Source organism: Citreicoccus inhibens (assembly GCF_019039035.1).
Classification (GTDB): Bacteria; Myxococcota; Myxococcia; order Myxococcales; family Myxococcaceae; genus Citreicoccus; species Citreicoccus inhibens.
In genome coordinates this window covers 113424-138636 of sequence record NZ_JAHNZT010000018.1, presented here as the reverse complement: position 1 = coordinate 138636, position 25213 = coordinate 113424, and the positions used below count along the sequence as shown (strand labels likewise).

Annotated in this window: 24 protein-coding genes; 15 read left to right on the top strand and 9 right to left on the bottom strand. The window is 71.1% G+C overall.

The window, feature by feature from the left end:
- Positions 1-3: 3 nt before the first annotated feature.
- The 7 genes from KRR26_RS21370 to KRR26_RS21340 all read left to right on the top strand — a co-directional run bounded on the left by KRR26_RS21370 (position 4) and on the right by KRR26_RS21340 (position 4911).
- Positions 4-888, top strand: coding sequence for an ABC transporter permease subunit (locus KRR26_RS21370; RefSeq protein ID WP_120209328.1), 885 nt, complete (start codon positions 4-6; stop codon positions 886-888).
- Positions 885-1706, top strand: coding sequence for an ABC transporter permease (locus KRR26_RS21365; protein ID WP_120209409.1), 822 nt, complete (start codon positions 885-887; stop codon positions 1704-1706). Before KRR26_RS21370 ends, KRR26_RS21365 begins: the two co-directional genes overlap by 4 nt.
- A gap of 91 nt (positions 1707-1797) precedes the next feature.
- Positions 1798-2256: a response regulator gene (locus KRR26_RS21360; RefSeq protein WP_120209327.1), complete on the top strand. Its 459-nt coding sequence runs from the start codon at positions 1798-1800 to the stop codon at positions 2254-2256.
- Positions 2257-2301: 45 nt separating this feature from the next.
- On the top strand, positions 2302-2847 hold the full coding sequence (locus KRR26_RS21355) for a YqgE/AlgH family protein (protein ID WP_120209326.1): 546 nt from the start codon (positions 2302-2304) through the stop codon (positions 2845-2847).
- Positions 2847-3104, top strand: coding sequence for a BolA family protein (locus KRR26_RS21350; RefSeq protein WP_120209325.1), 258 nt, complete (start codon positions 2847-2849; stop codon positions 3102-3104). Before KRR26_RS21355 ends, KRR26_RS21350 begins: the two co-directional genes overlap by 1 nt.
- An 18-nt stretch (positions 3105-3122) precedes the next feature.
- Positions 3123-3443: a Grx4 family monothiol glutaredoxin gene (gene grxD / locus KRR26_RS21345; protein ID WP_120209324.1), complete on the top strand. Its 321-nt coding sequence runs from the start codon at positions 3123-3125 to the stop codon at positions 3441-3443.
- Positions 3444-3507: 64 nt separating this feature from the next.
- Complete coding sequence (locus KRR26_RS21340) at positions 3508-4911, top strand: DUF2914 domain-containing protein (protein ID WP_217080685.1); 1404 nt, start codon at positions 3508-3510, stop codon at positions 4909-4911.
- A 13-nt stretch (positions 4912-4924) separates the two neighbouring features.
- Here the strand turns inward: KRR26_RS21340 and KRR26_RS21335 are convergent, their stop codons facing one another.
- Both KRR26_RS21335 and KRR26_RS21330 read right to left on the bottom strand, forming a co-directional pair.
- The gene (locus KRR26_RS21335; RefSeq protein WP_217080684.1) at positions 4925-6469 is read right to left on the bottom strand and encodes an aminopeptidase P family protein; all 1545 of its coding nucleotides are present in this window, start codon (positions 6467-6469) and stop codon (positions 4925-4927) included.
- Between the two features lie 52 nt (positions 6470-6521).
- Positions 6522-7268: a 16S rRNA (uracil(1498)-N(3))-methyltransferase gene (locus tag KRR26_RS21330; protein ID WP_217080683.1), complete on the bottom strand. Its 747-nt coding sequence runs from the start codon at positions 7266-7268 to the stop codon at positions 6522-6524.
- Positions 7269-7423: 155 nt separating this feature from the next.
- Here KRR26_RS21330 and KRR26_RS21325 point away from each other — a divergent pair, with 155 nt between their 5' ends.
- The gene (locus KRR26_RS21325) at positions 7424-8608 is read left to right on the top strand and encodes a tRNA-uridine aminocarboxypropyltransferase (protein ID WP_217080682.1); all 1185 of its coding nucleotides are present in this window, start codon (positions 7424-7426) and stop codon (positions 8606-8608) included.
- 15 nt (positions 8609-8623) lie between these two features.
- Here the strand turns inward: KRR26_RS21325 and KRR26_RS21320 are convergent, their stop codons facing one another.
- The gene (locus KRR26_RS21320; protein WP_233577370.1) at positions 8624-9721 is read right to left on the bottom strand and encodes an acyltransferase family protein; all 1098 of its coding nucleotides are present in this window, start codon (positions 9719-9721) and stop codon (positions 8624-8626) included.
- A 127-nt stretch (positions 9722-9848) separates the two neighbouring features.
- Here KRR26_RS21320 and KRR26_RS21315 point away from each other — a divergent pair, with 127 nt between their 5' ends.
- The 4 genes from KRR26_RS21315 to KRR26_RS21300 all read left to right on the top strand — a co-directional run bounded on the left by KRR26_RS21315 (position 9849) and on the right by KRR26_RS21300 (position 12730).
- On the top strand, positions 9849-10418 hold the full coding sequence (locus tag KRR26_RS21315) for a hypothetical protein (protein ID WP_120209320.1): 570 nt from the start codon (positions 9849-9851) through the stop codon (positions 10416-10418).
- A gap of 126 nt (positions 10419-10544) precedes the next feature.
- On the top strand, positions 10545-11654 hold the full coding sequence (locus KRR26_RS21310; RefSeq protein ID WP_120209319.1) for a cytochrome-c peroxidase: 1110 nt from the start codon (positions 10545-10547) through the stop codon (positions 11652-11654).
- Positions 11655-11692: 38 nt separating this feature from the next.
- On the top strand, positions 11693-12088 hold the full coding sequence (locus KRR26_RS21305) for a hypothetical protein (RefSeq protein WP_120209318.1): 396 nt from the start codon (positions 11693-11695) through the stop codon (positions 12086-12088).
- 114 nt (positions 12089-12202) lie between these two features.
- The gene (locus KRR26_RS21300) at positions 12203-12730 is read left to right on the top strand and encodes a hypothetical protein (RefSeq protein ID WP_217080681.1); all 528 of its coding nucleotides are present in this window, start codon (positions 12203-12205) and stop codon (positions 12728-12730) included.
- Between the two features lie 65 nt (positions 12731-12795).
- Here the strand turns inward: KRR26_RS21300 and KRR26_RS21295 are convergent, their stop codons facing one another.
- Together KRR26_RS21295 and KRR26_RS21290 are read right to left on the bottom strand one after the other, a co-directional pair.
- Complete coding sequence (locus KRR26_RS21295) at positions 12796-13584, bottom strand: DUF4476 domain-containing protein (protein ID WP_217080679.1); 789 nt, start codon at positions 13582-13584, stop codon at positions 12796-12798.
- A 144-nt stretch (positions 13585-13728) separates the two neighbouring features.
- A complete protein-coding gene (locus tag KRR26_RS21290; RefSeq protein WP_120209315.1) occupies positions 13729-14331 on the bottom strand; it encodes a 2,3-bisphosphoglycerate-dependent phosphoglycerate mutase in 603 nt (200 codons plus the stop codon).
- A gap of 192 nt (positions 14332-14523) precedes the next feature.
- Here KRR26_RS21290 and KRR26_RS21285 point away from each other — a divergent pair, with 192 nt between their 5' ends.
- Positions 14524-14892, top strand: a complete 369-nt coding sequence (locus KRR26_RS21285) for a hypothetical protein (RefSeq protein WP_217080678.1) — start codon at positions 14524-14526, stop codon at positions 14890-14892.
- Here KRR26_RS21285 and KRR26_RS21280 read toward each other — a convergent pair.
- Entirely contained in the window at positions 14864-16486 is a 1623-nt protein-coding gene (locus KRR26_RS21280; protein WP_217080677.1) for a sigma 54-interacting transcriptional regulator, read from the bottom strand. The genes KRR26_RS21285 and KRR26_RS21280 overlap by 29 nt on opposite strands.
- A 230-nt stretch (positions 16487-16716) precedes the next feature.
- Here KRR26_RS21280 and KRR26_RS21275 point away from each other — a divergent pair, with 230 nt between their 5' ends.
- Positions 16717-19173 (top strand): ABC transporter permease, encoded by a 2457-nt coding sequence (locus KRR26_RS21275; protein WP_120209312.1) that lies wholly within the window; start codon positions 16717-16719, stop codon positions 19171-19173.
- Between the two features lie 15 nt (positions 19174-19188).
- Here KRR26_RS21275 and KRR26_RS21270 read toward each other — a convergent pair whose 3' ends face one another.
- Positions 19189-19374 carry a hypothetical protein gene (locus KRR26_RS21270; RefSeq protein ID WP_120209311.1) on the bottom strand — a complete coding sequence of 62 codons (186 nt, stop codon included), beginning with the start codon at positions 19372-19374 and terminating at the stop codon, positions 19189-19191.
- 196 nt (positions 19375-19570) lie between these two features.
- Between KRR26_RS21270 and KRR26_RS21265 the strand changes: the two genes are divergently transcribed.
- Positions 19571-22276, top strand: a complete 2706-nt coding sequence (locus KRR26_RS21265) for a M1 family metallopeptidase (protein WP_217080676.1) — start codon at positions 19571-19573, stop codon at positions 22274-22276.
- Positions 22277-22286: 10 nt separating this feature from the next.
- Here the strand turns inward: KRR26_RS21265 and KRR26_RS21260 are convergent, their stop codons facing one another.
- The gene (locus tag KRR26_RS21260) at positions 22287-23582 is read right to left on the bottom strand and encodes an HlyD family secretion protein (protein ID WP_217080675.1); all 1296 of its coding nucleotides are present in this window, start codon (positions 23580-23582) and stop codon (positions 22287-22289) included.
- 4 nt (positions 23583-23586) lie between these two features.
- Positions 23587-25212, bottom strand: coding sequence for a DHA2 family efflux MFS transporter permease subunit (locus KRR26_RS21255; RefSeq protein WP_120209308.1), 1626 nt, complete (start codon positions 25210-25212; stop codon positions 23587-23589).
- Between the last annotated feature and the right edge of the window lies 1 nt (position 25213).

Genomic DNA, 25213 nt, shown 5'->3' with positions numbered 1-25213 from the left:
CGCATGTCGCCGGTGGTCTCTCGATTGTTGCGGCAGCTCGTGCTGGTGCCGGTGGTGGCCTGCGCGTCGTACTTCCTCATGGCGGCGCTGCCGCTCACGCAGGAGAGCGACGCGAAGCGGCAGGTGTCTGCCGAGCTGGCCGCGTCCTACCGGCGCGACCTGGGCCTGGGGGAGCCGTGGGGCTTCCTGCGTCCCTGGGAGAAGCTCTGGCGTGGAGAGCGGCTCGGTACGAGCGCGCAGGGCGTGACGGGCGACGAGCTGCTGCGCAAGCTGTCCGGCAGCGTGGGCGTGGGGCTGGTGGCGCTGCCGCTCGCGTTGACGTGGGCGTTGGGCTTCGCGCTGCTCCGCACGCGCTGGCGTCGCGGGCGCTGGGCCGTGCTGGGCGACGCGGTGCCGGCGCTCGCGTTCGGCACGCCGGTGTTCATCCCCGCGCTCCTGCTCGCGCCGGCCGTGGTGGAGCGAGGGAGCCTGTTGCCCGAGCTGAGCGCGGCGCTCGTCATCTCGGTCTGGCCCGGCATCTTCCTGGGCACGCTGGTGGGCGACGCGCTGGAGGCGGAGCTGTCGCGCGACTATGTGCGCACCGCGCGCGCCAAGGGTCTGGGGGCGGGCGCGGTGCTGCGCCGCCACGTGCTGCCCAACGTGTGGCCCGCGCTGCTGGACGCGGTGACGCCCGTGGCCACCGCGCTGCTCGCGGGCTCGTTCGCGGCGGAGCGCGTGTTTGGGCTGCCGTACTTCGGTCAGCTCTATGTGCTGGCCGTCCTCAACAAGCAGGTGGCCGTGGTCGTGGTCGCGACCACCACGTTCGCCGGGGTGCTCGTCCTGGTGAGCCTGGCGGTGGAGTGGATGCGGTGGTGGCTGGACCCTCGGAGCCGCGAGGTGCGCGCGTGAGCCGGGCTCCCGTGCGGGCCTGGGTGGGGCTGGCGTTGCTGCTGGGGCTCGGAGGTCTGAGCCTCGCGGCGGGGCGCCTGTTCCCCGAGGCGCTGGCGGGCACGTGTCCGCTCGGAATGGACCTGCAGCGGCCGGACCGCACGGTGTGCGAGCTGGCGTTCGGCGGGCTGTGGGTGTCCCTGGCGGTGGGGCTCACGGCGGGCGCGCTGTCCACGCTGCTGGGGTTGGGCGTGGCGGCGGTGGCCCGCCTGCTCGGTGGTGCGGTGGAGCAGGCGGTGCTGCGCGGCGTGGACGCCGTGTTCGCGTTGCCGGACGTGTTGGTGGTCATGGTGCTCCAACTGGCGGGCCAGTCGCTGGTGGATTCGGGGCAGGGGGCGGGGCTCGGCCCGTTTGGCCTCATGGTGACGTCGCTGGCGCTGGTGGGGTGGGCGGGGCCGGCGCGGATGTTCCGGGACCGGCTGCTGACGCTGGAGTCGCAGGAGTACGTGGCGGCGGCTCGGGCGCTGGGGGGCGGCCGGGCCCATGTGCTGCGGGTGCACCTGTGGCCGGCGCTGCGGCCCTTCGTGCTGGCGGTGTTCCTCAGCCGCCTGCCCACCGCCATCCTCACCGAGTCCACCGTGAGCTTCTTCGGCATCGCGCGCATGGAGCCCATGTCGCTGGGCCGCTACCTGGGGACGTCCTACGCGGCGCTCGTCTACGAGGGTGGCTCGCGCGTGGTGCTGCCGGCCTGGGGGCTGCTGGTGTTGCTGGTGCTCGGCGCCTCGCTGGCCTCCCAGGCGTTGACGCGAGGTGCCGGCCAGGCGCCCCGAGGTCGCTGAGGGCGAGCGGGTTCAGCGCGTGGGGCGGAAGGAATTCCCTTCCGCGAGGGGTGGGTTCCTCTCACACGAACCCCTTTCCACCGGTGCCTCCATGTCCCTTTCGACCGAAGACACGCTCTCCCTCACCGGCCAGGACGCGCGCGAGCGACTCCAGCGCGAAGACGAGCTCAAGCTGGAGCCCGTCCGCGGGGCGGTGCTCGTGGTGGAGGATGACCCGACTCACCGGGAGATCCTCGTGGAGATGCTGGCGGGTTGGGGCTATGAGCCGCTGCCCGTGGGGAGCGCGGAGGAGGCCGAGTTCGCCGTGCGCAACAAGCGCATGGACGCGGCCGTCATCGACGTGTTCCTGCCGGGTCGCAGCGGCACCACGCTCATGTCCCGGCTGCGCGAGCGCTTCCCGCAGGCAGTGCTCATTGGCGTGAGCGCGATGAGCGACGCGACCATGGCGCGCAAGTGCAAGGGGCTCGGCGCCGACTTGTTCATCGGCAAGCCGCTCAGCCCCGAGCAACTCGCGAAGGCGCTCCAGTCCCGTCACACGAGCTGGCACTGACGGGTTCCGGTTGCGTGGTCCGCGTGAACGCCCGATGCTCCGGGTGTGAAGAACCTTGCTCCCGGTTTCCTGCTGGCCATGCCCCAGCTCGGGGATCCGAACTTCCAGCGGTCGGTCATCCTGATGATTGAGCACGGTGCGACGGGCTCCATGGGGCTCGTCGTGAACCGCGGGGCGGCGCTGACGCTGGGCGAGCTGGCGCGCGGGCAGTCCATGGACATCGCCTCCGCGCGCATGCCCGAGGCGGTGTTCGTGGGCGGCCCCGTGGAGCCCCAGCGTGGCTTCGTCCTGCATGACGACGCGGAGCAGACCGAGAAGCTCCCCGTGCTCCCGGGCCTGTACCTGAGCGTGACGCTGGACGCGCTGGGCCCGCTGTTGCAGAACCCCGCGCCGCGCCTGCGCTTCTGCCTGGGCTACGCGGGCTGGGGCCCCAAGCAGTTGGAGGGTGAGATTGCCGCGGGCTCGTGGCTGTTCGCAGAGGCCACGGCGGATGCGGTGCTGGGGCAGGAGCCCGACAAGTTGTGGGACGCCACGCTGCGAGGCATGGGGGTGGACCCCGCCATGCTGGTGATGGGAAAGGGGATGAACTGATGTTGGATGCCGAAATGCTTCGCCAGCGCCTGCTGGAGGCGCTGCCCGGTTCCGAGGTGGAGTTGCGAGACACCACCGGAACGGGAGACCACTTCGAGGCGCGCATCGTGAGCCCGGCGTTCGCGGGCCGGACAATGGTCGAGCAGCACCAGCTCGTGTACGCGCCGCTCCAGGCGTGGCTGAAGACGGGGGAGCTGCACGCGCTCGCCCTGAAGACCTATTCGCCCGAGCAGTGGAAGAAGCTCGGACCTCGCTAGCCAGAAGGAGAACGACCCATGAACGACCAGCTCAAGGCCCGCTTCGACGCCGAGACGAAGGGCCACGCCATCGTCCTCTACATGAAGGGCAACGCCCTGTTTCCGCAGTGCGGTTTCTCCGCGCGCGCGCTGGAGCTGCTCCGGCCGTTCGGCGCGGTGCACACCGTGGACGTGCTCGCGGACGCCGAGGTGCGCAACGGCATCAAGGAGTACACGAACTGGCCCACGATTCCGCAGATCTTCATCAACGGGAAGTTCGTGGGGGGCTCGGACATCCTGATGGAGCTGTCCGAGCGGGGCGAGCTGGCCGACCTGGTGGCCGGCAAGTCGCCCGCCTGAGCCCGGCCGAGACCTCGCCCGGCTCCTGCGCATAGAGTGGGCGGCGTTGCCCGAGGGGAATGCCGTGTTGAACGCGACGCCGCCCAAGCCAGGACAGACACCGCAGGACGAGACACCCGAGGCGCCGGCCCCCCTGGGCGGGGCGCCCACCGCCGAGTCGAACACGGGCCACGCGCCGCCGAGCCCCGGTGCGGCGGTGGAGCCGGATGACCTGGTGGCCACCGCGAAGACGCCCACGCTCATCGACCGCGTGCAGGCCTTCCGGTCCCGCTACGAGAAGGAGGAGATGGCCCTCTTCTTCTTCGCGGGCTTCCTCTACGACATCCTCACGCTCAGCCCCATCGACGACGGCTTCAGCCTGGCGCAGTCGTTCGCTTACCTGTGCGTCCTCGCGGGGCTGTTGCTCTTGGAGCAGCGCTTCCCCGAGGGCACCGAGCCGCCGAAGCTGCTCGCGCGCGTGTGGCGCTTCCGCGAGGACGGGCTGCACTTCTTCTTCGGCAGCCTGCTCAGCTCATTCACGCTGTTCCTCTTCAAGAGCACCTCGGGCTTCACGCCGTTCTTCTTCTTGCTGGCGATGTTCGGCCTGCTGGTGGCCAACGAGCTGCCGCGCTTCCGGCAGCTGGGCCCCGTCATCCGCGTGGTGCTCTTCAGCCTGTGCGTGACGCTGTACTTCGCCTACCTGGTGCCGGTGCTGCTCGGGCGCATGGGCTGGTGGGTCTTCACGCTCGCGGTGCTGTTGGGCTGCGGGAGCATCTACGGGCTCTTGCGCGTCATCCGCCGGTGGCGCCCGGACATGCGCTTCCTCGTGCGCAACGTGGCGGTGCCGGGGTTCGGCACGCAGGTGGCGCTGCTCGGGTGCTACCTGCTGGGCCTCATCCCCCCCGTGCCGCTGGCGGTGCAGTACAGCGGGCTCTACCACGAGGTGAAGAAGGTGAGCCCGGGCGTCTACCAGCTCTCCTACGAGGAGCGCCCCTTCTGGCAGTTCTGGCACCACGGCAACCAGCACTTCCTCGCGCGCGCAGGGGAGCAGCCGCAGTACTTCTTCCGCATCTTCGCGCCGAGCAACTTCGCGGCCTACAAGGTGCGGGTGCGCTGGTTCTTCGACCATCCCGACAAGGGCTGGACGTCGCTGGGCAGCGGGTGGCTGGCGAGCGTGAAGGCCAACGGCGCCGAAGGCGGCTATCGCTCCATGGCGCGCCCGGGCGCGCCGCTCAAGCCGGGGAACTGGCGCGTGGTGGTGGAGACGGAGGACGGGCACGAAATCAACCGCCTGTCCTTCACCGTCGAGGCCGATGCCCGCACGGAGCCGCGCGTCCTGGCGCAGGAGATGTCCGTGCTCAATCGCATCGAGCCCATGCCGCTGGAGGCGTGGCAGCAGGCCTATCCGCAGGCCGTGAAGCCCGCGGAAGCGGCGCCCGCGCCTTCCGGTGAGGCCCCGGTCCCGCAAGCCAGCGAGACCGGGCCGTAGCCACGACGGCGGCCTAGCGCTTCTTGGCTGCCTTCTTCTTCGGGGGCTTCGCGCCCTTCCACACGGACTTCATCCACGCCTCCACGTCCTTCACCTGGCGCGGGATGCCGTCCGAGAGGACCTTGCAGCCGCGCGCGGTGACGACGACGTCGTCCTCGATGCGCACGCCGATGCCGCGGTAGCGCGCGGGCACCGTGAGGTCATCCGCCTGGAAGTACAGGCCGGGCTCCACGGTGAGGACCATGCCGGACTTCAGCTTGCCGTACTTGTAGGCCTCCAGCCGCGCCTGCGCGCAGTCGTGCACGTCCAGGCCCAGCATGTGGCTGACGTTGTGCAACGAGTAGCGCTTGTAGAACTGGTTCTCGTCCTTGAGCGCCTCGGCGGGCGGGGTGCGGAGGATGCCCAGGCGGTGGAGCCCCTCGGCCAGCACGCGCATGGCCACGCGGTTGGGCTCCATGAAGTCGTTGCCGGGCTTCACGGCCTGGATGGCCTGGAGCTGCGCGTCGAGCACCAGCTCATAGATGTCGCGCTGCTCCTTGGAGAACTTCCCGTTGATGGGCAGCGTGCGGGTGATGTCCGCCGTGTAGAGCGTGTGGCCCTCCACGCCCGCGTCCAGGAGCAGCAGCTCGCCGGGCTTCAGGGGGCCGTCATTGCGCGTCCAGTGCAGCACGCACGCGTGCGAGCCGCTGGCCGCGATGGTGCCGTAGCCCACGTCATTGCCTTCCACGCGGGCGCGGAGGTTGAAGATGCCCTCCACGTGGCGCTCCGTCTTCGCGACCTTGAGGTCGCGGATGACGTCCTCGAAGCCGCGCTGGGTGGCGTCGATGGAGATTTGGAGCTCGCGCAGCTCCTGCGCGTCCTTGAGCAGGCGCAGCTCGGAGAGCGCCTGGGCCAGGGCCTTGTCCTTGTCCGCCGCGGCGCTGAGCGCGCCATCCACCTTGGGCGAGAAGCCGCGCAGCACGCGGGTGGGCGCGTCCTTCAGGCCGGTGAGGAAGGCGGGCAGCTCGTCGAGTCCGCGCGCGTGCTCGATGGCGAAGCGGGCCTGGCTCTCCTTGACGCCCAGGCGCGGGCCCACCCACAGCTCGCCCTTCACGCGGTCGGTGAAGAAGGTGGAGTCGGAGCGGCCCGGGTTGGGCTCCACGAAGAGGATGTCCGTGTGGCCCCCGCCGGCCTTGGCCTGGAGCACCAGCACGCAGTCCGGCTCGGTGTTGCCGGTGAGGTAGTAGAAGTCGCTGCCCGGCCGGAAGCGGTAGTACGTGTCGTTGGCGCGGACCTTCTCGTGGCCCGTGGGGATGACGAGCGTCTCGCCGGGGAAGAGCTTGGACAGCGCTTGGCGGCGGGCGCGGAAGGCGTCCGCGTGCTTGAGCTTGGGCGGGAGCTTTCGCGCCTGCGGCTTCCAGTGCTTCATCATGAAGTCGAGCAGCGCGGGCGGAGGCACCGTGTCGTGGCTGGCGGGCTTCGCCTGCGGCTCGGACGTGACGGGCTGGGGGGCGGAGGTGGCCGGCTTCTGCGGCTCGGCCTCGGACGTGGCGGCGGCTTGGGACGGTTGAGTGGCCATGGCGCGCCACTCTTCATCAGGCGCCCGCGCGCCTTCAAGTCCGCTCGCGCCGTCACGTCCTCGGGATGTCTTCTCGCAGAAGCGCCACTTGTCCGAGCAGTACGGGCACGGCGGTCTCCACGCGGAGGATGCGCGGCCCCAGCGAGAACGGGTGGAACCCGTGGGATTCCAACAGTTGCGCCTCGAACGGCACCCACCCGCCGTCCGGACCGATGGCGAGCACCACGCGCTCGGCGGTGTCCGCGCCCAGGGCCCGCAGGGGCTGGCGCGCCGGAGGGTGGGGAAGCAGGCGCAGTGCATTGGGGCCGAAGACGGTGTCCAGCTCGTCCTCGACTAAGGGGCGGAAGCGCTCGCGGACGAGGACCTCGGGCAGGCGCGTGTCCCGGGCCTGCTCCAGGCCCTGGAGGAGCAGCTCTCGGACGAACTCGCCGTCCAGCACCTTCGAGTCGAAGTAGCTCTTCTCCACGCGGGCCGCGTTGACGAGCACCACCCGGTCCACCCCGAGCGAGGCCGCCGCCGGCAGCACCTTCTTGAGCGCCTTGGGGCGGGGGATGGCGAGCAGCAGGTCCACGCCCGCGCGGGGCGGGGGCGGCGCGGTGAGGGACACGCGCAGGTGGAGGGTGCCGGGGCTGTTCTCCAGCACCTCGCCCGTGCCGGTGAGGCCGCCCAGGTGGCCCACGCGGAGCACCTCGCCGGGCTCGGCGCGGAGCACCTCGCGGGCATGCTGGGCGCGGCGGCCCGTGAGCCGGGCGGTGCCGTCCGGCAGGAAGTCCTCGTCGAGCAACAGGAGCAGGTTCACGCTGGGGCGCGTGTCTAGCCCGTCCGGGGCCCGGCGGGGGAGGGACATCGACCGGAGGACGGGCGGGGGAGCGGGGGCGTCGTTTCCTCGGCTCCTGGGGGCACGGACGGTCGCTCGGGCTTGCCCCTCCCGGCGGCGTGCCATAAAGCCGCAGCGTGCGTTCCCTCTGTCTGCGTTGCTTCCGCCCCGAGAGCGCGTGCTACTGCGCGCACCTGCCCCAGTTGGAGACGCGCACCCGCGTGGTGTTCCTGCAGCATCCACGAGAGCGGCGGGTGGCCATTGGCACCGCGCGCATGGCGCACCTGTCGCTGCCCAACTCGGAGCTGTACCAGGGCGTGGACTTCACCGGACACGCGCGCCTGGAGGAGCTGGCTCAGCGGCGTGAGCGCGTGGCGGTGCTCTTCCCGGGCGAGAACGCCATCACCGTGGACGAGGCGCGCGCCGCCGACTTGGACACGGTCATCGTGGTGGATGGCACGTGGCCGCAGGCGAAGAAGGTGGTGATGCGCAACCCGCTCCTGGCGGGGCTACCGCGCATCGGCTTCGTGCCGCGCCGCCCGAGCAACTACCGCATCCGCGCCGAGCCAGCCGACCACTGCGTCTCCACCATCGAGGCGGTGGTGGAGTTGCTGGGGCAGTTGGAGGGAGACCCGGAGCGGTTCGATCGCATGCTGAAGGCGTTCGAGTTCATGGTGGACACGCAGCTCGATCGGCAGTCGAGCCGCACGTCTCCGAACCGGCGCCGCATCTACCGAGGCGCGTGGCGTCCGCCCGCGGAGCTGCGCTCGCTGGCGGATGACGCCGAGCGGCTGGTCCTCTTCTACGCGGAGGCCAACGCGCACCCGGCCGAGGCGAACATCCCCCCCGAGCTGGTGCACCTGGTGGCCCGGCGCCTGTCCACGGGCGAGTCCTTCGAGGCCATCATCGCGCCCGAGCAGCCCCTGGCGTACAGCACACCGCTGCACGTGGAGCTGGCCGAGGACGTGCTCCGCGCGGGTGAGTCACGGGCCCAGGCGCTCGCTCGGTTCGAGGCCTTCCTGCGCCCGGACGACGCGCTGACGGTGTGGACCACGTTCGCGTTGGACCTGCTGTGGAGCGGCGGGCTGTCGCGCAAGGCGGCGCGCAACGTCCGGCTGGCCACGGCCCGCGCGCTGAAAGGAAAGGCGGGGGGCGTGGAGCAGGCGGTGGAGATGCTCGGCGCGCCTGACGTGGCGAGTTGGGCGCGCGGCCGGGCCGGGCGCCGCATCCGCGCCCTGGAGTCCGTGGTGCGCGAGCTGGTGGACCGGGGCAACGCGACGTCGCCGCCCGCGAAGTTGCCCCGCACCGGCACGGACGGCTGAGCGCCGCCGCGCGCCTCAGATGCGCTGGCTGGCCCGACTCGAGCTCAGGCTGGCATTCAGCGTGGTGGAGCCCGAGCGCCAGGGCAGCGCCTGGCGGCGCCCCCAGCTCAGGAACCGCGCGAGCAGGTAGCAGACGAGCAGCAGCGCCGCCCCCACGCCAAGCGCCGCGGGGACCCCGAGCGTGGGTCCCACCCGGCCCGAGAGCCCGGGGATGCCGGCCCAGCCGTACACCACCGGCAAGTGCAGCACGTAGATCCACAGCGACAGCCGGCCGAGGGGCGCGAGCAGCGCGCTCAAGCGCTGCGGCACCAGGTTCACGCCGCCGAGCACCAGCAAGCCCTGGCCGACGCGGTACTGCACCATGATGGCGCTGGTGGCCGTCCACTCGCCGGGCGAGAAGCGCGTCAGCCACACCAGCGCGCCGCCCACGGCGAGCAGCGCCAGGCCCTGCGGCCAACCTGGACGCAAGAGTCCGAGGACATGTGCGGTGACGGCGCCGGCGAAGAAGAAGCCCGCCCACGGGAAGAAGGGGAAGCGGCTGCCCTCGCCGTTGCCGATGAACTGCTGCACGGGCGCGGGCAGGTGCTCGCCCAGGCCCCACATGGTCGGGCTCACCAGGGGAATGCCCACGGCGAGCGCCAAGAGGACCCCCAGGCGCGCCCAGCGGTTGGGCGTCAGCACCAGCAGCACGGCGCCCAGGAGCAGGGACGAGCCGATGCACTGGAGGGCATCGAACATGAACACCTGCGAGAGCATGGCCGGAGTCCAGCCCAGGTCTCGCACCGCGCCCCAGCCGGGCCAGTGCAGGAAGTAGCCGAGGAACAAGAGCAGCAGGGCGCGGCGGAAGCGGCGGCCGAAGGACTCGCGGGCGGCTCCGGGCTTGGTGCCCAGCGCCATCACCACGGCCCAGCCGCTCACCACGAGGAAGAGCGGGGCGGTGATGCCGCGAAGCTCCCAATAGCGCTGCACCCAGGGCGTGTCGCGGACCGCGGGCGACAGGAGGGCGTCCAGCGCGTGCCCCATCACCATGGCGAGCACGGCCAGTCCCCTCGCGCCGTCGAGCGCGGGGTGGCGCGTCTGCCGGAAGGTGAACGAGGCGTCCAGTCGATTCACGTTGGCGGAGCATAGGCCCGTCTGGCGGCCACGTCTCGAAAACGCACGAGGCGTGTTCATCCAGGCGGATGCGACCTCGTGGGTTTCACCCCCAGTCGAGGGTTTCAGTCCGGCGGCGAGGTGCTACATGCCTGGAATCATGCGCCCGTCCTGCTTGCTGCTGCTGTCCTTGATGCTCGCGTCCCCGGTGTTCGCGGCCTCGGGAGATGATTGGTTCGGCTCGGACAAGCCCAGGCACTTCGGCGCATGTCTGGCATTCACCGGCGCGGGCTATGGCGCCGGGGCCCTCCTCTTCGACGAGCCGTCCGCGCGATGGCTCACGGGCGCGGGCGCGGGGCTGGGCGCGGGCGTGGGCAAGGAGCTGTATGACCTGGCGCGCGGCAAGACGTTCTCGTTGAAGGACCTGGCGTGGGACACCGCGGGGACGGCCACGGGCCTGCTGGCCTCGTTCCTCGTGGACCAGGTCGTCACCGCGTTGAGCCGCCCCGCCGAGCCTGCGCGTGCACCGGGCGTGGTGGCGGTGCGCTCCGGACGGGCGCGGGGACCGCTCGCGGTGCTGGATGCCCAGCTCGCCGCGCTGCCTCGGTCCCCCAGCGTCGCGAGGGCGGGCGGGCCTGCCGGCTCCGCGTCGGTGAGCGCTGTTCCCAGGGCCGCAGGCCCCGCGGCGTGGCGTGACGCGCCGCTGCGCGTCCCTTGAGGCGTCGCGTGGGGCACTGATGGCTGCGGGAAGCAGGCGTCACGTGGCGCCGGGGCACGGGAAGCGGTGCGCCGCGGGGGGCTGTTACCCTGGCCGCCCACACCCAGCCCTGCGGAGGGATGTTCCATGCGGTCGCGACGCCAGTTGCTGTCTTTGCTCACGCTGTCCGCGGTGGGGGTGGGGTCACTGGCGGGCTGTGAGCGCTCGGGCGAGCCCGCGAAGCCAGCGGTCGCCGGCGTGAAGCCCGAGGCACCCAAGGCCGTGGCGCGCCCGCGCCTGGAGCCCGCGAAGCTGGTGGCCGCGTTCCAGCCTCCCAAGGGGGGCTATCCCACCATCCAGGACACCGAGGCCCAGGTGTCGCTGGGCCGGATGCTCTTCTTCGAGACGCGCTTGTCGAAGAACCAGGACGTGTCCTGCAACACCTGCCACGGGCTCGACACGTACGGCGTGGACAACAAGGCGCTGTCCGAGGGGCACCGGGGGCAGAAGGGCACGCGCAACTCGCCCACCGTCTACGACGCCGCGCACCACGTGGCGCAGTTCTGGGATGGCCGCGCCGACACGCTGGAGGCGCAGGCGAAGGGGCCCATGCTCAACCCGGTGGAGATGGCCATGCCGGACGCAGCGCGCGTCGTGGCCACGCTGTCCTCCATCCCCGAGTACACGGCGCGCTTCCGCACCGCCTTCCCCGGTGAGTCGAAGCCCGTGTCGCTCGACAACACCGCGCGGGCCATCGCCGCGTTCGAGCGCCAGCTCATCACGGCCTCGCGCTTCGACCGCTTCCTGATGGGCGAGCACGGTGCTCTGTCCGAGCAGGAGCGGCGCGGCCTGGAGACCTTCGTGTCCGCGGGCTGCACCACGTGTCACAACGGCCCGGCGGTGGGCGGGACGTCGTTCCAGAAGCTCGGGCTGGTCGAGGCGTTCCCGGGCCTCAAGGACCCGGGGCGCTTCGAGGTGACGCACGAAGAGGATGACCTGGGCAAGTTCCGGGTGCCGGGGCTGCGCAACGTGGAGAAGACGGGGCCGTACCTCCACGACGGCAGCGTGACGGACCTGCCCACCATGGTGCGGCTGATGGGGCGGCACCAGTTGGGCCGCGTCCTGACGGACCCCGAGGTGGATGACCTGGTGTCGTTCCTGAAGAGCCTCACGGGAGCGTTGCCCCCGACGGAGGTCATCTCGGCGCCCGCGTTGCCGGCCAGCACGAAGAAGACCCCGAAGGCGGACCCCTCGTAGTCGCTGCGTCTCGCCTCGCGGATTGCTAAGCAGCGCCCATGACCTTCTTCTTCCATCTGCATTCCGGCCTGCGCTACCTGGTGCTGCTCGCGGGAGTCCTCGCCGTCGCGTACTTCGCCTTCGGCCTGGCGACGCAGCGTCCCTTCGACAAGGTGGGGCGCATCCTGGGCGCGTCCTACGCGGGGCTGCTGCACACGCAGGTGTTGGTGGGCATCTGCGTGCTCATCACGCGCGTCTATTACCCGGCGCTCATCGGCCACATCGTGATGATGGTGCTGGCGGCCGTGGTCGCGCAGGTGTGCATGTCCATGAACCGCCGCCGCACGCCGCCGGGCTATGCGCTGCCGATGGCCGGGGTCATCGTGTCCCTGCTGTTCATTGTCGGGGGCATCATGGCCATCGGGCGCGGCGTGTTCATGTCCACCGCCTTCTGAGCCACGCTCCGGCGTGCGAGCGCCGCGCTGCTCGGCCCGCCCGGACTGGAGCGGGGACTGTCGAGTGCGCACGCTCCCGTCGAGGCCCTCCTGTGGGCCGGGAGCGGGTGCTCGATGGGGCGTGGAATCCCAGGAGGATGGCGTCGGGGCGTGGTGCTCATCGCGCTCGCCCTGACGCCCGCCGTGCAGGCGCTCCCCTCGTTGGGCCAGCAGCTGCCGGAGTTTCCCTCCCGGGATTTGCGGAGCCAGCCGCATGACAGCCGCGAACTGGAGGGGCGGCCCACCCTGGTCGTCATCATCACGGACAAGGACGCGGGGCCGGCGATGCGCGCCTGGTTCGACACCGCCCAGACGCATGTCCCCGCCACGGTCCATCGCGCCTCGCTCATCACCGTGCGAGCGCCCTTCTTCGTGAGCGATGGCGCGGCGCGCGGACGGGCGAGGAAACAGGTGCCGCCGCAGTATTGGACAGACACCTGGATGGACAAGAACGGTGACATGGCGCGGCGCCTGGAGTTGCCTGTCAGTCGCACGCCCTATGTGCTCGCGCTCGATGCCGAGGGGCGGGTGATGGCCAGCCTCCATGCCCCCGTGAGCGCGCCGGAGTCCCGTGCCATCTGGACCGCGCTGCACGGACGCTGAAAACACGACGGGCGCCGCGGAGGTGACTCCGCGACGCCCGGGAGGACGGCCCGCGGGCGCGTCCGTCAGTTGTTGAGGATCTCCTGGAGGCGCTTCTTGTCCGGGGAGAACGTGAACGCGTTGTAGAGCTGGTAGCTGTTCTGCATGTCCAGCAGGCCCGGCTTCATCGCGCGGACCACCTCGAGCTTGTCCTGCGAGAAGCTGAACTGGTTGAGCACCTGCAGCACCTGGGCGACCACGAAGTGCTCACGCGACGTCGCGCTGGTGAGGATGCGCATCTTGTCCTCCGCGAAGGACTCGCGCGCCATGGCCGCGGTGAGGCGCTGGAAGGAGGCGTCCGGCATGGGCTGCACGACCGGGGGCGGCGGCGGGATCGGCCGGGTCGGGCCGTTCGTGCTGATGGGCGCCGCGTTGGCGAGCATCTCCTGGAGCTCCTCCAGCTCATCCTGGGCGCGGCGCAGGGCCTTGCGTGCCGCCTGGCCGTCGCGGCGATCCATCGCGTCATCGAGCAGCTCCTCCAGGCGCGCCAGCTTGCGGCCCACGGCGTCGCGATCCACCACCACGAGCCCACGTCCCCGGTAGCGCTCGTTCTCGCCCTCGCGGTAGTCCGGCGCGTCCGGGATGGGGCGACCCGGAGGAGGCGGGCGGCGCATCAGCTCCGAGTCCGGGCCGAAGCCCTGGGCCTGCGCGGCGGGGGCCGCGGGGGCGGCGGACTTCGCGGCGGCGGTGGCCGGAGCCGTGGGCGCGGCGGACTTCGCGGCGGGGGCGGGCGTGCCCGTCGCGACGGTCGGGGCCTGCTGCGCGAGGGCTGCGGCGGAGGTGAGCATCACAACTGCGAGGGTGAGGGCCTTCATGGCGGCGTCCTTGTTTTCGTGTACTCGCTGCGTCAGACGGGCAGGCGGCCTGCTCATTCAATCCCCGAGGAGGGCAGGCCCCTTCCTGGCGGAGGCCCCAGCAGGGGCCAGGCCGGGCGCAAGGCCCGTCGTGCTTCTTGGAAACTAAGGGACCCGCTTGGCGACGACAGCCGCGTCGACCGACATCTCGTAGATGACGGGCTTGCCCGTGGCCAGCTCCAGGCCCACGACCTGCTCTCCCGTCAGTCCATCCAACTTCATGATGAGCGAGCGATTGGAGTTGCCATGCGCCACCACGAGCACGTTCTTGCCCAGGCGCAGGTCGCCCGCGATGGCGCGCTCGTAGAAGGGCAGCACGCGCGCCGCGGTCATCTGCAGGGACTCACCGTTGGGCGGTGGCACGTCGTAGGAGCGGCGCCACAGCTTGATTTGGGGCTCACCAAAGTGCCGCGCCGCGTCCGCCTTGTTCAGACCCTGGAGGTCGCCGTAGTTGCGCTCGTTGAGGGCCGCGTCCCGGATGATGGGGGGCAGCTGGCCCAGCCTCTCCAGCAGCAGGATGAGGGACTCCTGCGCGCGGCTGAGCGCGGAGGTGTACGCGACGTCGAAGGTGATGCCTTGGAGTGCCGTCGCGGCCTGTTGGGCCTCCTTGCGGCCCTGGTCGGTGAGCGGGACATCCACGGAGCCCGTGAAGCGGTTCTCGAGGTTCCAGAGGGATTGGCCGTGGCGGACCAGGGCGAGCGTCGGCATGGGGCTCCTGCTAGCCCAACCGGGGTGACGGCGTCCACGGGGGGGGCCGGTGTCTTGCTGGCAGGGGGAATGGGGCAAGCGATTGACGGAATGTCTCTCACGGGGGTCGGAAGCCCTCGCAAGGGTGCGGAATCCGTGGGCCGCGTGGGTTGGAACGGCATGTGTAGTGGGGGAGGGCAGGAGGTCGTCGACATGCGCCAGAGCCACGCGTCATCCATGTTCTCCCTCACCCAGCTCTTCCTCGAGCAGTGCGCGCGGTGGAGGCTCCGCGAGGAGGTGGTTGCCTTCATCCTCGAGTTTGGCTCGCCCGCGCGCGCGTGTGGCGCCACCCATCTGACCGTGCTGGAGCGAGACCTGCCCGCGCACCTGCGCGGCTCCTCCCTGGCGAGGCAGTCACGCGGGTGGATTCTCCTGCTCAACGACGAAGACCGATTGATGACGTGTTACCGCCGCCGGCACGTCACGCGGTTCCTGCGGCAGAAGTCGAAGCGTCGGCCCTCGGGCGCGTACCGGCCGCCGCGTCGGGCGCGGGTTACCGCGCGGTGGCCGGCGGCGAGCTGAAGCTTCCGCGCGCCTCGCCCTTCGTCCCGTGCGCGCGCTCGCGGGCGGGTGCCTCTGGGAAGAGGTCTCGCTCGCCGATGGAGGCCGAGGTCCCAGGCAGGAGCAGCAGCGCCCGCTCGATGACGTTGGCGACCTGGCGCGCGTTGCCGGGCCACGCAAAGGCACGCAACGCCGCGCGGGCCTCGTCCGTGAAGCCGCGCGGGGTGTGGCCCAACGAAGGGGCGAGCCGCGACAGGAAGTGCTCGGCCAAGGGGAGCACGTCGTCGGGGCGCTCTCGCAGCGGGGGAACGTGCAGGGCCGTGGCGGTGAGGCCCTGGTGGAGGTCTTCGCGCAGCGCTCCCGCGCGGACCGCCTCGCGCGCGGGCTCGCGGGTCGTCGCGACGACGCGCACGTCCACCGGGGTGCTCGCGCGAGCGCTCGCGTGATGGAGGACCTGTTCTCTGAGCACCCGCGCGAGCTGCTCCTGGAGTGGCGCGGGCAGCGCGGTCACGTCCGCGAGGAGCAGCGTGCCGCCCTCGGCTTGGATGAGCGCGTCCAGCAGCGCGCGCTCCGAGGTGTCGGCGCCACAGCGCAGCGCCACGTAGGGGCCGCTCGCGCGGGGGCCTTGGGCGTGGAGCGCTCGTGCCAGGGATTGCTTGCCCGTGCCCCGCTCGCCCGACAGGAGCACGGGCGTGTGGAGTCGCGCGGCGGCATCCACCGCGCGCAAGACGTCGCGCAGGGTCGCGCTGGTCGCCACCAAGGGCGGGGATGGCGCGGCGGGCGTGGGCGGAACGAGTGACGAAAAGGCAGTGCCCACCACCCCCGCGAGCGCTCCCGCCAGGGCCAGTTCCTCGGCCTGGAAGGGCTCGTCGCGGACCGCGCAGAGCACGCCCACGGGCGCGCCTCCGGCGTACATCGGAGCGCAGAGCACGTGGGCGGCGCGCTGGGCCAGCCGGGCGTGACGCGCCTCGGGCTCGGCGCGAAACTGGGGCTCCGTCATCGCGAGCGCACAGCCCTCCTTGAGCACCCCGCCCACCAGTTCTCGGCTCACCGTGAGGTGGGCGCCCGTGGGCCAGGTCTGGAGGGGGCGCGGGCCTCGGGGACTGAAGCGCAGCAGGACCAGGGCGGTGGGCTGGAGCGCGGACTCGAGGGCCTCGAAGGCCATGTCCGCGAGCGCGTCCGGTGTGCCGAGCCTCGCGATGCGAAGGGCCAGCTCGCCCGCCCTCGCGAGGACCTCGGGACCCGGAGGGGGCGCGCGCTGGGGGGCCGTGGGCTTGCTCCGGGTGAGCACCACCGTGGACTCGCCGTCGCTCGCGCGCAGGGCGTCGAAGGTGGGCTCGTAGACGAGGATGCTCTCGCCCACCGAGACCTGGTCTCCGGGGCGCAGTCGCGCGGGGGCTAGGAGCCGCTGCCCGTTGAGCCAGGTGCCATGGCTGGAGTCCAGGTCGCGCAGCGTGTGCCCCGAGCCATTGGGCTCGACGGCGCAGTGCTCGCGGCTCACCTGCTCATCCCTCAGCCGCCAGCCGCCCTCGCAGGCGCGGCCAATCACCAGCGCCGCGTCCAGCCTCCGCGCCACGCCCCTGCACGGTCCAAACATCGCCACGAGTCTCGCCACGCGCGCACTCTACGAGATGTCCGGGTTGTCCAAGCGTGGCAGGAGTCCGGGGGCCTCCAGATTCGTGGCGGGGCGGCGCCCGCTTGTTCGGAACTGGGAAGTGGGTTCCCATGGCTGGCATGTCCCGGCCCTGTCTGGCGAAGGGATTCCGGTGACTTGCCGCGCGCTCCCACCTTGGCCTGGCCCTTGCTGTGGCGGGCTGGGTCCGGTGGGCTTGCGAGGAGGTTTTGATGTGGGACGTCATCCAGGAAGTTCGTCACGCGGCGCGTTCGCTGTTGCGTCAGCCGATGTTCACGGCGGTGGCGGTGCTGACCCTGGCGCTGGGGATTGCGGCGAACACCGGCATGTTCAGCGTCGTGAACGCGGTGCTCCTGGCGCCCCTGCCTTACCCCTCGGCGGAGCGGTTGATGGTGTTGTGGAGCCACTTCCCGGAGGAGGGGCGGACGTCGGTGTCGCCCGCCAACTTCCGGGACTGGCGCGAGCAGAACGACGTCTTCGAGGGGCTCGCGGCCTTCACCTCGCTGCCGGTGAGCCTCGCGGAGGAGGGCACGCCCGAGCGGTTGACGGCGGCCAGCGTGTCCACCAACTACTTCCAGGTGCTGGGCCGCTCGCCGCTCCTGGGCACCACGTTCCAGGCCCGCACGGATGCGGAGGGGCCGCGGCTGGAGGTGGTGCTCAGCCATGGGTTGTGGGTGCGGCGCTTTGGTGGGGACCCGGGAGTCATCGGTCGTTCGGTGCGGCTCGATGGGCGCAGCTACGAGGTCCTCGGGGTGATGCCCCCTGATTTTGGCTTGCCGGCCATCGTGCCGCAGGGCGTGGGCTCGGCGTCCCCCGAGCTGTGGGTGCCCGCGCTCATCAAGGACATCCCCCAGTTGGAGCTGGGGAGCGCGCAGGACCTCAGCGAGCGGCGCGGCACGTCATTCCTGCGCGTGCTGGGGCGCTTGAAGCCCGGCGTGACGCCTGAGCGGGCCGCGAGCGTCATGTCCACCCTGGCGGCGCGGCTGGAGCGCGACCATCCGGACGAGAACACGCGCTCGGGCATCGTGCTCGTGACGTTGCGTGAGCAACTGGTGGGGGACTCGCAGCCGGTGCTCTGGGTGCTGCTGTGCGCGGTGGGGTTGGTGCTGGCCATTGCTTGCGCGAACGTGGCCAGCCTCTTCCTCGTGCGTGCCGCGTCGCGGAGCCAGGAGCTGGCGGTGCGCACGGCGCTGGGCGCTGGACGAGGGCGGCTGGTGCGGCAGCTGTTGCTGGAGAGCCTGCTGTTGTCGCTGGTGGCCGGAGGGGTCGGGTTGTTGCTGGCGATGTGGGGACTGGATGGCTTGCTGCACATCATGCCGCCCGACCTGCTGCGAGTGGGCGAGGTGCGGATGGATGGGCGGGTGCTTGCCTTTACGTCGGGCGTGGCGCTGCTGACGGGGTTGCTGTTTGGTGTCATGCCTGCGCTCCAGGCGTCCACCCCCGAGTTGAACCTCGTGCTCCGGCGCGGAGGCAATGGGCGTGCGACCGAGGCGCGGAGCCGCTCCCGCAACGCGCTCGTGGTGGCCGAGGTGGCGCTCGCGGTGGTGCTGCTCATCAGCGCGGGACTCCTCATGCGCAGCCTGATGCGCTTGCAGGCGGTGGACCCGGGCTTCCAGGTGGGCTCGTTGCTCACGTGGAAGCTCTCGCTCCCCGCGGACAAGTACTCCTCCGCGCGGCAGGCGGAGTTCTTCGAGCAGGTCCGCCAGCAGGTGGCCGCCCTTCCTGGCGTGATGAGCGTGGGGGCCGTGACGGACCTGCCCCTCGGTGGCGCGGGGATCCGAGAGGGATTGGAGCTCGACGGTCGCCCGGTCGCATCTCCCGCGGACATTCCCTCGGTGGGATTCCAGAGCGTCACGCCGGGTTATCTGACGACGCTGGGCATCCCACTGCGCCAGGGGCGCGACATCGCGACCTCCGACACCGCGCAGACGCAGCCGGTGGTGCTGGTCAATGAGGTCGCGGTGCGCCGGTTCTGGGGGGGCGTGAATCCCGTGGGGCAGCGCATCCGCTTGGGAGGCGAGTCCACCCCCTGGCTCACGGTGGTGGGCGTGGTGGCGGACGTTCGCTACGACGGGCTGGGGAATGACAGTCGGCCCGAGGTCTATGTGCCCGCGCTGCAGCGCACGTTCTACTTCATGTCCTTCGCGGCGCGGGCGCGCGGAGATGTCTGGGCCCTGGCGCCCGGGGTGCGCGCCGCCGTGGCCGAGTTGGACAAGGGGCTGGCCGTGGGAGAGGTCCGGACGATGGCGCAGCGGGTGGAGGAGGCGACCTCTCGGCCTCGCTTCGTGTCGCTGCTGGTGGGGATGTTCGCGGGCATGTCCTTGTTGCTGGCGGCCGTGGGGCTCTTTGGCGTCATGGCCTCCATGGCGCGCCAGCGCACGCGGGAGATGGGCATCCGCATGGCGTTGGGGGCGCGCCCGGCGGACGTGCGGCGGTTGGTGGTGGGGCAGGGCATGCGTCTGGCGTTGCTGGGCGTGGCGGTGGGGCTCGTGGGCGCCTGGGCGTCGACGCGAGTCCTCTCCAGTCTGCTCTTTGGCGTGAGCACGACGGATCCGCTCGTCTTCGGGGGGCTGGCGTTGGTCGTGACGGGCGTGTCGCTCCTGGCCACGTGGATCCCCGCGCTGCGCGCCACGCAGGTGGACCCGCTGTTGGCCATGCGCGCAGACTGAGCGGCGGGCGGGCCTTCAGCCCTCCGCTCGGCCCGGTGTCTTGTCGGGGTCTGGATAGCGATGCTCCCGCTGGGGGGCATCCTCGTCGTCTCCCTCGGCCACGTGGGGCGTGTGGCCGGGGACCTCCTCCAGGGCCCCGGCTTGGAGCTCGCGCTCTTCTTCGCTCGGTGGCTGGGGCGCTCTTTCTGGGATGTCGGGCATGGTGTCTGCGACCTCCTTTTTCTTGATTCAGACTTCTTGATTCAAAGATAGCCACCCGCCCTGGGGGCGTGCCCCGCGGCTGAGCTGTCTGTCATTGCCTTGCCTCTGCTGCCCCGCTGCCCGTGGGCCTGGCGGAGCCATGCTCGAACGCTGTTCAACCCGCCGTGCCTTGTCCGTCGCCGAGAGGACCATTCCGATGTCCAGACGCTTGCTCCTGCTGTGTTCCGTGCTCGTCGCCTGTGGCGCTCCCCAGCGCTCGGGCCTCGCGTCGAATGAGGCCCCGTCCTCGCGCGCGGTCGTGGCGAAGGCCGAGTTTCCTCCGGCGCCGGCCCTGCGCATTCCCGAGGGCGTCCGTCCCACGGGCTACGCGGCGGAGCTGACGGTGGACCCCAAGTCGCCCACCTTCGAGGGCGTGGTGGACATCGCGTTGGAGGTGTCCGCGCCTGCGTCCGTGGTGTGGCTGCACGGCGAGGCGCTCACGGTGAAGTCCGCCTCGCTGGAGCAAGCGGGGCAATCCATCCCCGTGACGCTGGGCCGGGCCGAGGCGCCGTGGTTGGGGTTCTCGCTCGGGCGTCCGCTCGCGCCGGGAGCCGCGCGGATGCACATTGTCTATCAGGGCGCCGCCTCCTCCTCGGAGACGCATGGCGCCTTTCGCGTGGAGGAGGGCGGTGATTGGTATGTCTATACCCAGTTCGAGCCGCTGGGCGCGCGCCGCGTGTTCCCCTCCTTCGATGAGCCGGGCTTCAAGGTGCCCTGGCAGCTCACGCTCCACGTGCCCGCGGGCGTCATGGCGGTGTCGAACACGGACGTGGAAGCGGAGTCCGAGGAGGCCGGAGGCGGCAAGGTCGTGCGCTTCGCGCGGACGCAGCCCTTGCCCAGCTACTTGATTGCCTTTGGCGTGGGGCCGTTCCAGGTCGCGGAGGCTGGACCGGCAGGCCAGAAGCACGTGCGGACGCGGGTCATCACCCCGAGGGGCCGAGTGGCGGAGGCCGAGTACGCGGCGAAGGTGACGCCCGAACTGCTCGCGCGCATCGAGGACTACTTCGGGATGCCCTATCCGTACGAGAAGCTGGATGTGCTGTCGGTGGCGCACCACTCGGGCGCGATGGAGCACCCGGGGCTCATCACCTTCCAGTCGGCCCTCATGCTGGCGCCGCCGGGCGCCGACAGCATCGACCGGCAGCGCTCGTTCGCCATCATCCAGGCGCACGAGCTGGGGCATCAGTGGTTCGGCAACCTCGTGACCCCGAGTTGGTGGGATGACCTGTGGCTCAACGAGTCCTTTGCGTCGTGGATCTCCCTGCGCATCGTGGATGGGTGGCAGCCGTCGTGGCAGGCGCCGCTGGAGCAGATGAAGGTCCGGGGCCGCGCCCTCAACAGCGACCGGTTGGTGGCCGCGCGGCATCTGCGTCAGCCCATCGCGTCCGTGGATGACATCTCGAGCGCGTTCGACGGCATCACGTATGGCAAGGGCAGCTCGGTGCTCACCATGGCGGAGGAGTGGCTGGGGCGCGACACGTTCCGGCAGGGCATCCAGCGCTATGTGCGCGCGCATGCGGGCGGGACCGCGACGTCGGGGGACTTCTTGTCCGCGCTGTCCGCGGCGGCGGGCCGCGACGTGGGTCCGGTGTTGGGCTCGTTCATGGACCAGGGCGGAGCGCCGTTGGTGAGCGTCTCGCTGGACTGCACGGGGCCCGCGCCGCGCGTGACGCTGCGGCAGCAGCGCTACCTGCCCCTGGGCTCGACCGGGGCCGCCGCGCAGTCCTGGAAGGTGCCGCTGTGCCTCAAGTACGGCGTGAAGGACCAGACGCTGCGGACCTGCACGGTGCTGGAGTCCGAGGAGGCCACGCTGCCGCTGCCAGGGGCCACGGCGTGTCCGGGCTGGGTCTATCCCAACGCGGAGGGCGCGGGGTACTTGCGCGCCCATGTGACGGGCAAGGCGTGGGAGGGGCTCAAGGCCGAGGGGCTGAAGCACCTGACGCGCACCGAACGCATGGCGCTGCTCGGCGATGCGCAGGCCCTGGCGGAGGCGGGGGTGCTGCCCACGGCGGAGGCGCTCGGGCTGTTGTCGCGCTTCAAGGATTCGGACCGGATGGAGGTGATGACGTCGCAGTCGCTGCTGGACCTCGCGCGCCCCATCGTGTTGCGCACGGACGCCGAGCGCGAGGCGCGGGTCCGGCTGGTGCGCGAGCTGTACGGCGCGCGGGCGCGCAAGCTGGGGCTGGTGCCGGGGAAGGATGATTCGGAGGACGTCCGTTTGCTGCGCGTGCAGCTCACCCAACTGGTGGGCCGCGTGGGCGAGGACCCGGTGCTCGGCGCGCAGGCGCGGGTGCTGGCGCAGAAGTGGATGGCGGACCATGGCGCGGTGGCGGCCGACATGGTGGAGACGGTGCTGTCGATTGCCTCGGTGAACGCGGACGCGGCGTGGCAGGCCCAACTGCTCCAGGCGCTGCGCACGGAGAAGGACTGGGCGGTGCGCGACAGGCTCCTCACCGCGCTGGGGCGCATCACGCGTCCGGAGTTGATCCGCACGCAGCTCCCGCTGTTGCTGCTCTCCGACGAGTTCGACCCGCGAGAGACGATCTTCTCTGTCGTGGCGCAGACCTCCTCCGACTACCGCACGCGCGACACCGTCTATGCGTTCGTGAAGGAGCACTACGACGCGCTCGCGGCGAGACTCCCCGGTGAGCTGGTGCGTGGGCTCTTCTTCGTCACGGATGGGTACTGCGACGCCGAGCACCGCGCCGAGGTGAGCGCCTTCTACCGGGAGCGCAGCCAGCACGCCGAGGGCGGGGCGCGGTCGCTGGCGAAAATCCTGGAGGCGATGGACCTGTGCATCGCGTTCCGGAACACGCAGCAGGCGAGCACGTCCGCCTTCCTGGCCCAGCCGCGCCAGCCCTGAAGGTGCTGCATCAGGGAGGCGTCGTGGCGCTCACGCCCCGCGCCTCCCGTGGCGGTGAGGCCGGGGGCGTGGCGCTGTCGGTGAACACGGTGACCTCCACGGAGAGGCCCGCGCGCAAGGTGAGGTCCTCGGGGGCCGCGTCCCACGCGATGCGCACGGGCACGCGCTGCACCACCTTCACGAAGTTCCCGGAGGCGTTGTCCGGGGGCAGCAGGGCGAAGCGCGCGCCGGTGCCCCCCGAGAGGCTCTCCACGCGGCCCACCAGCTTGTGGCCGGAGAAGGCATCCACCGTCACCTCCGCGCGCTGGCCGGCGCGCATGCGGCCCACCTGCGTCTCCTTGAAGTTGGCCACGACGTAGGTGCGCGTCGGGACGAGCTGGGCCACGGCCTGTCCCGCGGACACGAGCTGACCCACGCGCGCGCCCAGCCGAGACACCACGCCGTCCGCTGGGGCGAGGATGCGCGTGCGCTCGACCTGGAGCCGGGCCTGGGCGAGCGTGGCCTCGGCGGAGCGCATCCGGGCCTGGGTCAGCGCGGCGCTCGCGCGGGCGACGGCGATCTTCGCGTCCACGGGGGCGCTCTGGTCGAGCTGACCCTGGGCCTCCGCCACGTGGCTGGTGGCGGCGACTCGGGCCTGCTCCGCAGAGGCGAGCTGTGCGCGCGCCGCATCCAGCGCGGCCTGTGCCGAGGCTTGCGCGGCGTGGGCATCGTCCAGCTCCGCTTGGGACAAGGCACCATCGGACTTGAGGGTTCCCACGCGCTCCAGCTCCACGCTGGCGCGTCCGGCGTCGGCCTCCGCGCGGGCGAGCTGGGCTCGGGCGACGGCGACCAGCGACTCGGCTCGGTTCACCTCGGCGGCAGAGGCCGATACCTGGGCGCGCGCGGTGGAGTGGCCTCCGCGGGCGCCGGCCTCGGCGACGGTGACCTGGGCTTGGGCCGCGTCTGCTTGGGCGCGCGCGGACTCCAGCTCGGCCTCGGCTTGTCGCTCGGCGAGCGTAAGGTCCGCGGGATCCAACTCCACCAGGACATCGCCTTGGGAGACGTGGCTGTTGTCGGCCACGCGCACGCGCAGCACCTGTCCGGCGACGCGGGCGTGCACCGGCACCACGTCCGCTTCGACCTGCGCGTTGTCGGTGGACTCCTGGCCGAGCGTGAGCAGCTTGTAGCCGCCCAGGCCCAGGAGCATGGCGCTCGTGAGGACACCGAGGGCGAGCGCGCCCTGGCGTCCCTTGCGCGTGGGCGCCGCGCCCCCGCCTTCCGCCGTGCCCTTGCCTTCGTTCTCGACCAGCCTGGGTTTCGCGGTCATCGCGTCAAATCTCCACGTCCACGTGAGCCTTCGGCGGCGCGGGGGTCGGCGCCGGGACGCTGGCGGCGACCTTGGGCGCGGTCCGAAGGAAGAGCATGAGGGGCACGGCCAGCAGGAACAGCAGCGCGCCCAGGAGGAACAGCTTGTCGAAGGCGAGCACCGTGGCCTGCCTCAGCGCGGAGCCCGCCAGGAGGCGCAGGCTGGCCTCGTGCGCGCTGAGCGCGTCCATGCCCTTGGCCATGAAGCTGGCCTTGTATTGCGCCACGCGCTCGATGACCTCGATGCGGTCCGAGGCGAGCTGCGCGGAGACGCCCACGTGCGCCTGCGCCGTGTAGCGCGCCAGGAGCGCGGCGAACACCGCCAACCCCACGGAGCTGGAGAGCTGACGCAAGAGCGTGTTGAGCCCCGAGGCGTCCGCGAGCTTGGGTCGAGGGATGCCATCGAACGCGACGGTGTTGAGCGGCACGAAGAGCAAGCTGGTGCCGAGCCCCTGGAGGAAGATGGCGGTGACGATGTCCAGGGCGCCGGTGTCCAAGGTGAAGCTGGCGCAGCGGTACACGCCCAGGCCCGCGATGAGCAGCCCCGAGCTGATGAGCACCTGCGGCGGGACGCGTGAGTACAGCCGTCCTACCAGGGGCATGGTGACGATCATCACCAGCGTGCGTGGCATGAGCGCCAGGCCGGATTGCATCGCGGTGAAGCCCAGCAGCTCCTGCATGAAGAGCGGCAGCAGGAACATGCTCGACACGAGGATGAAGAACATCAGTCCGCCGAGCACCGTGCCCGAGGTGAAGACAGGGTCCTTGAACAGGCGCAGGTTGACGGCGGGCACCGGCGCGGTGAGTTCACGCAGCACGAAGGCGGGCAGGGTCACGGCGGCGACCAGGGCCACGGCGACGATTTCAGGGGACTCGAACCAGTCGTGGCTCTGGCCCTCCTCGAAGACGAACTGGAGCGAGGCCATCCCCACGCACATGAGGATGATTCCGGACCAGTCCATGTTGCGGCGCTGCTCCTCGGCGGCGGTGCGCAGCGCGAGGCGCACGTCCTCGGGCTCTTCCACGAAGCGGCCCACCATCAACAGCCCGATGAAGCCCAGGGGCAGGTTGATGAAGAAGATCCACGACCAATGGAAGTTGTCGACGATGTAGCCGCCGAGCGTGGGGCCCACCGCCGGGCCCACGGTGATGACCATGGTGAAGATGGCCATGGCCATGGCCTGCTCCTCGGGTGGGAAGGTCTGCCGGAGGATGGCTTGCTCGGTGGGCGGGAGCGCGCCCGCGCCCAGCCCCTGGATGAAGCGGAAGAGGATGAGCACCGGCAGGCTCCACGCGAGGCCGCAGAGGAACGAGCCGCCGATAAAGAGGGCGAGGCACGTGAGGTACGAGCGCTTCTGTCCAAACATGCGCCCGAGGAAGGCCGACAGCGGCATCACCATCACCGTGGCGATGGAGTAGCTGGTGGAGGCCCAGGTGATTTCCTGCGTGGTGGCGCCCACCGAGGCGCGAATCTGGGACAGCGCCACGTTGACGATGGACGCGTCGATGGCCGCCATCAACGTGCCGAAGGACACCGACGCGGTGATGAGCCACTTGTTCGCGGGATAGGTGGGCGCGGGAGCCGTGGACATG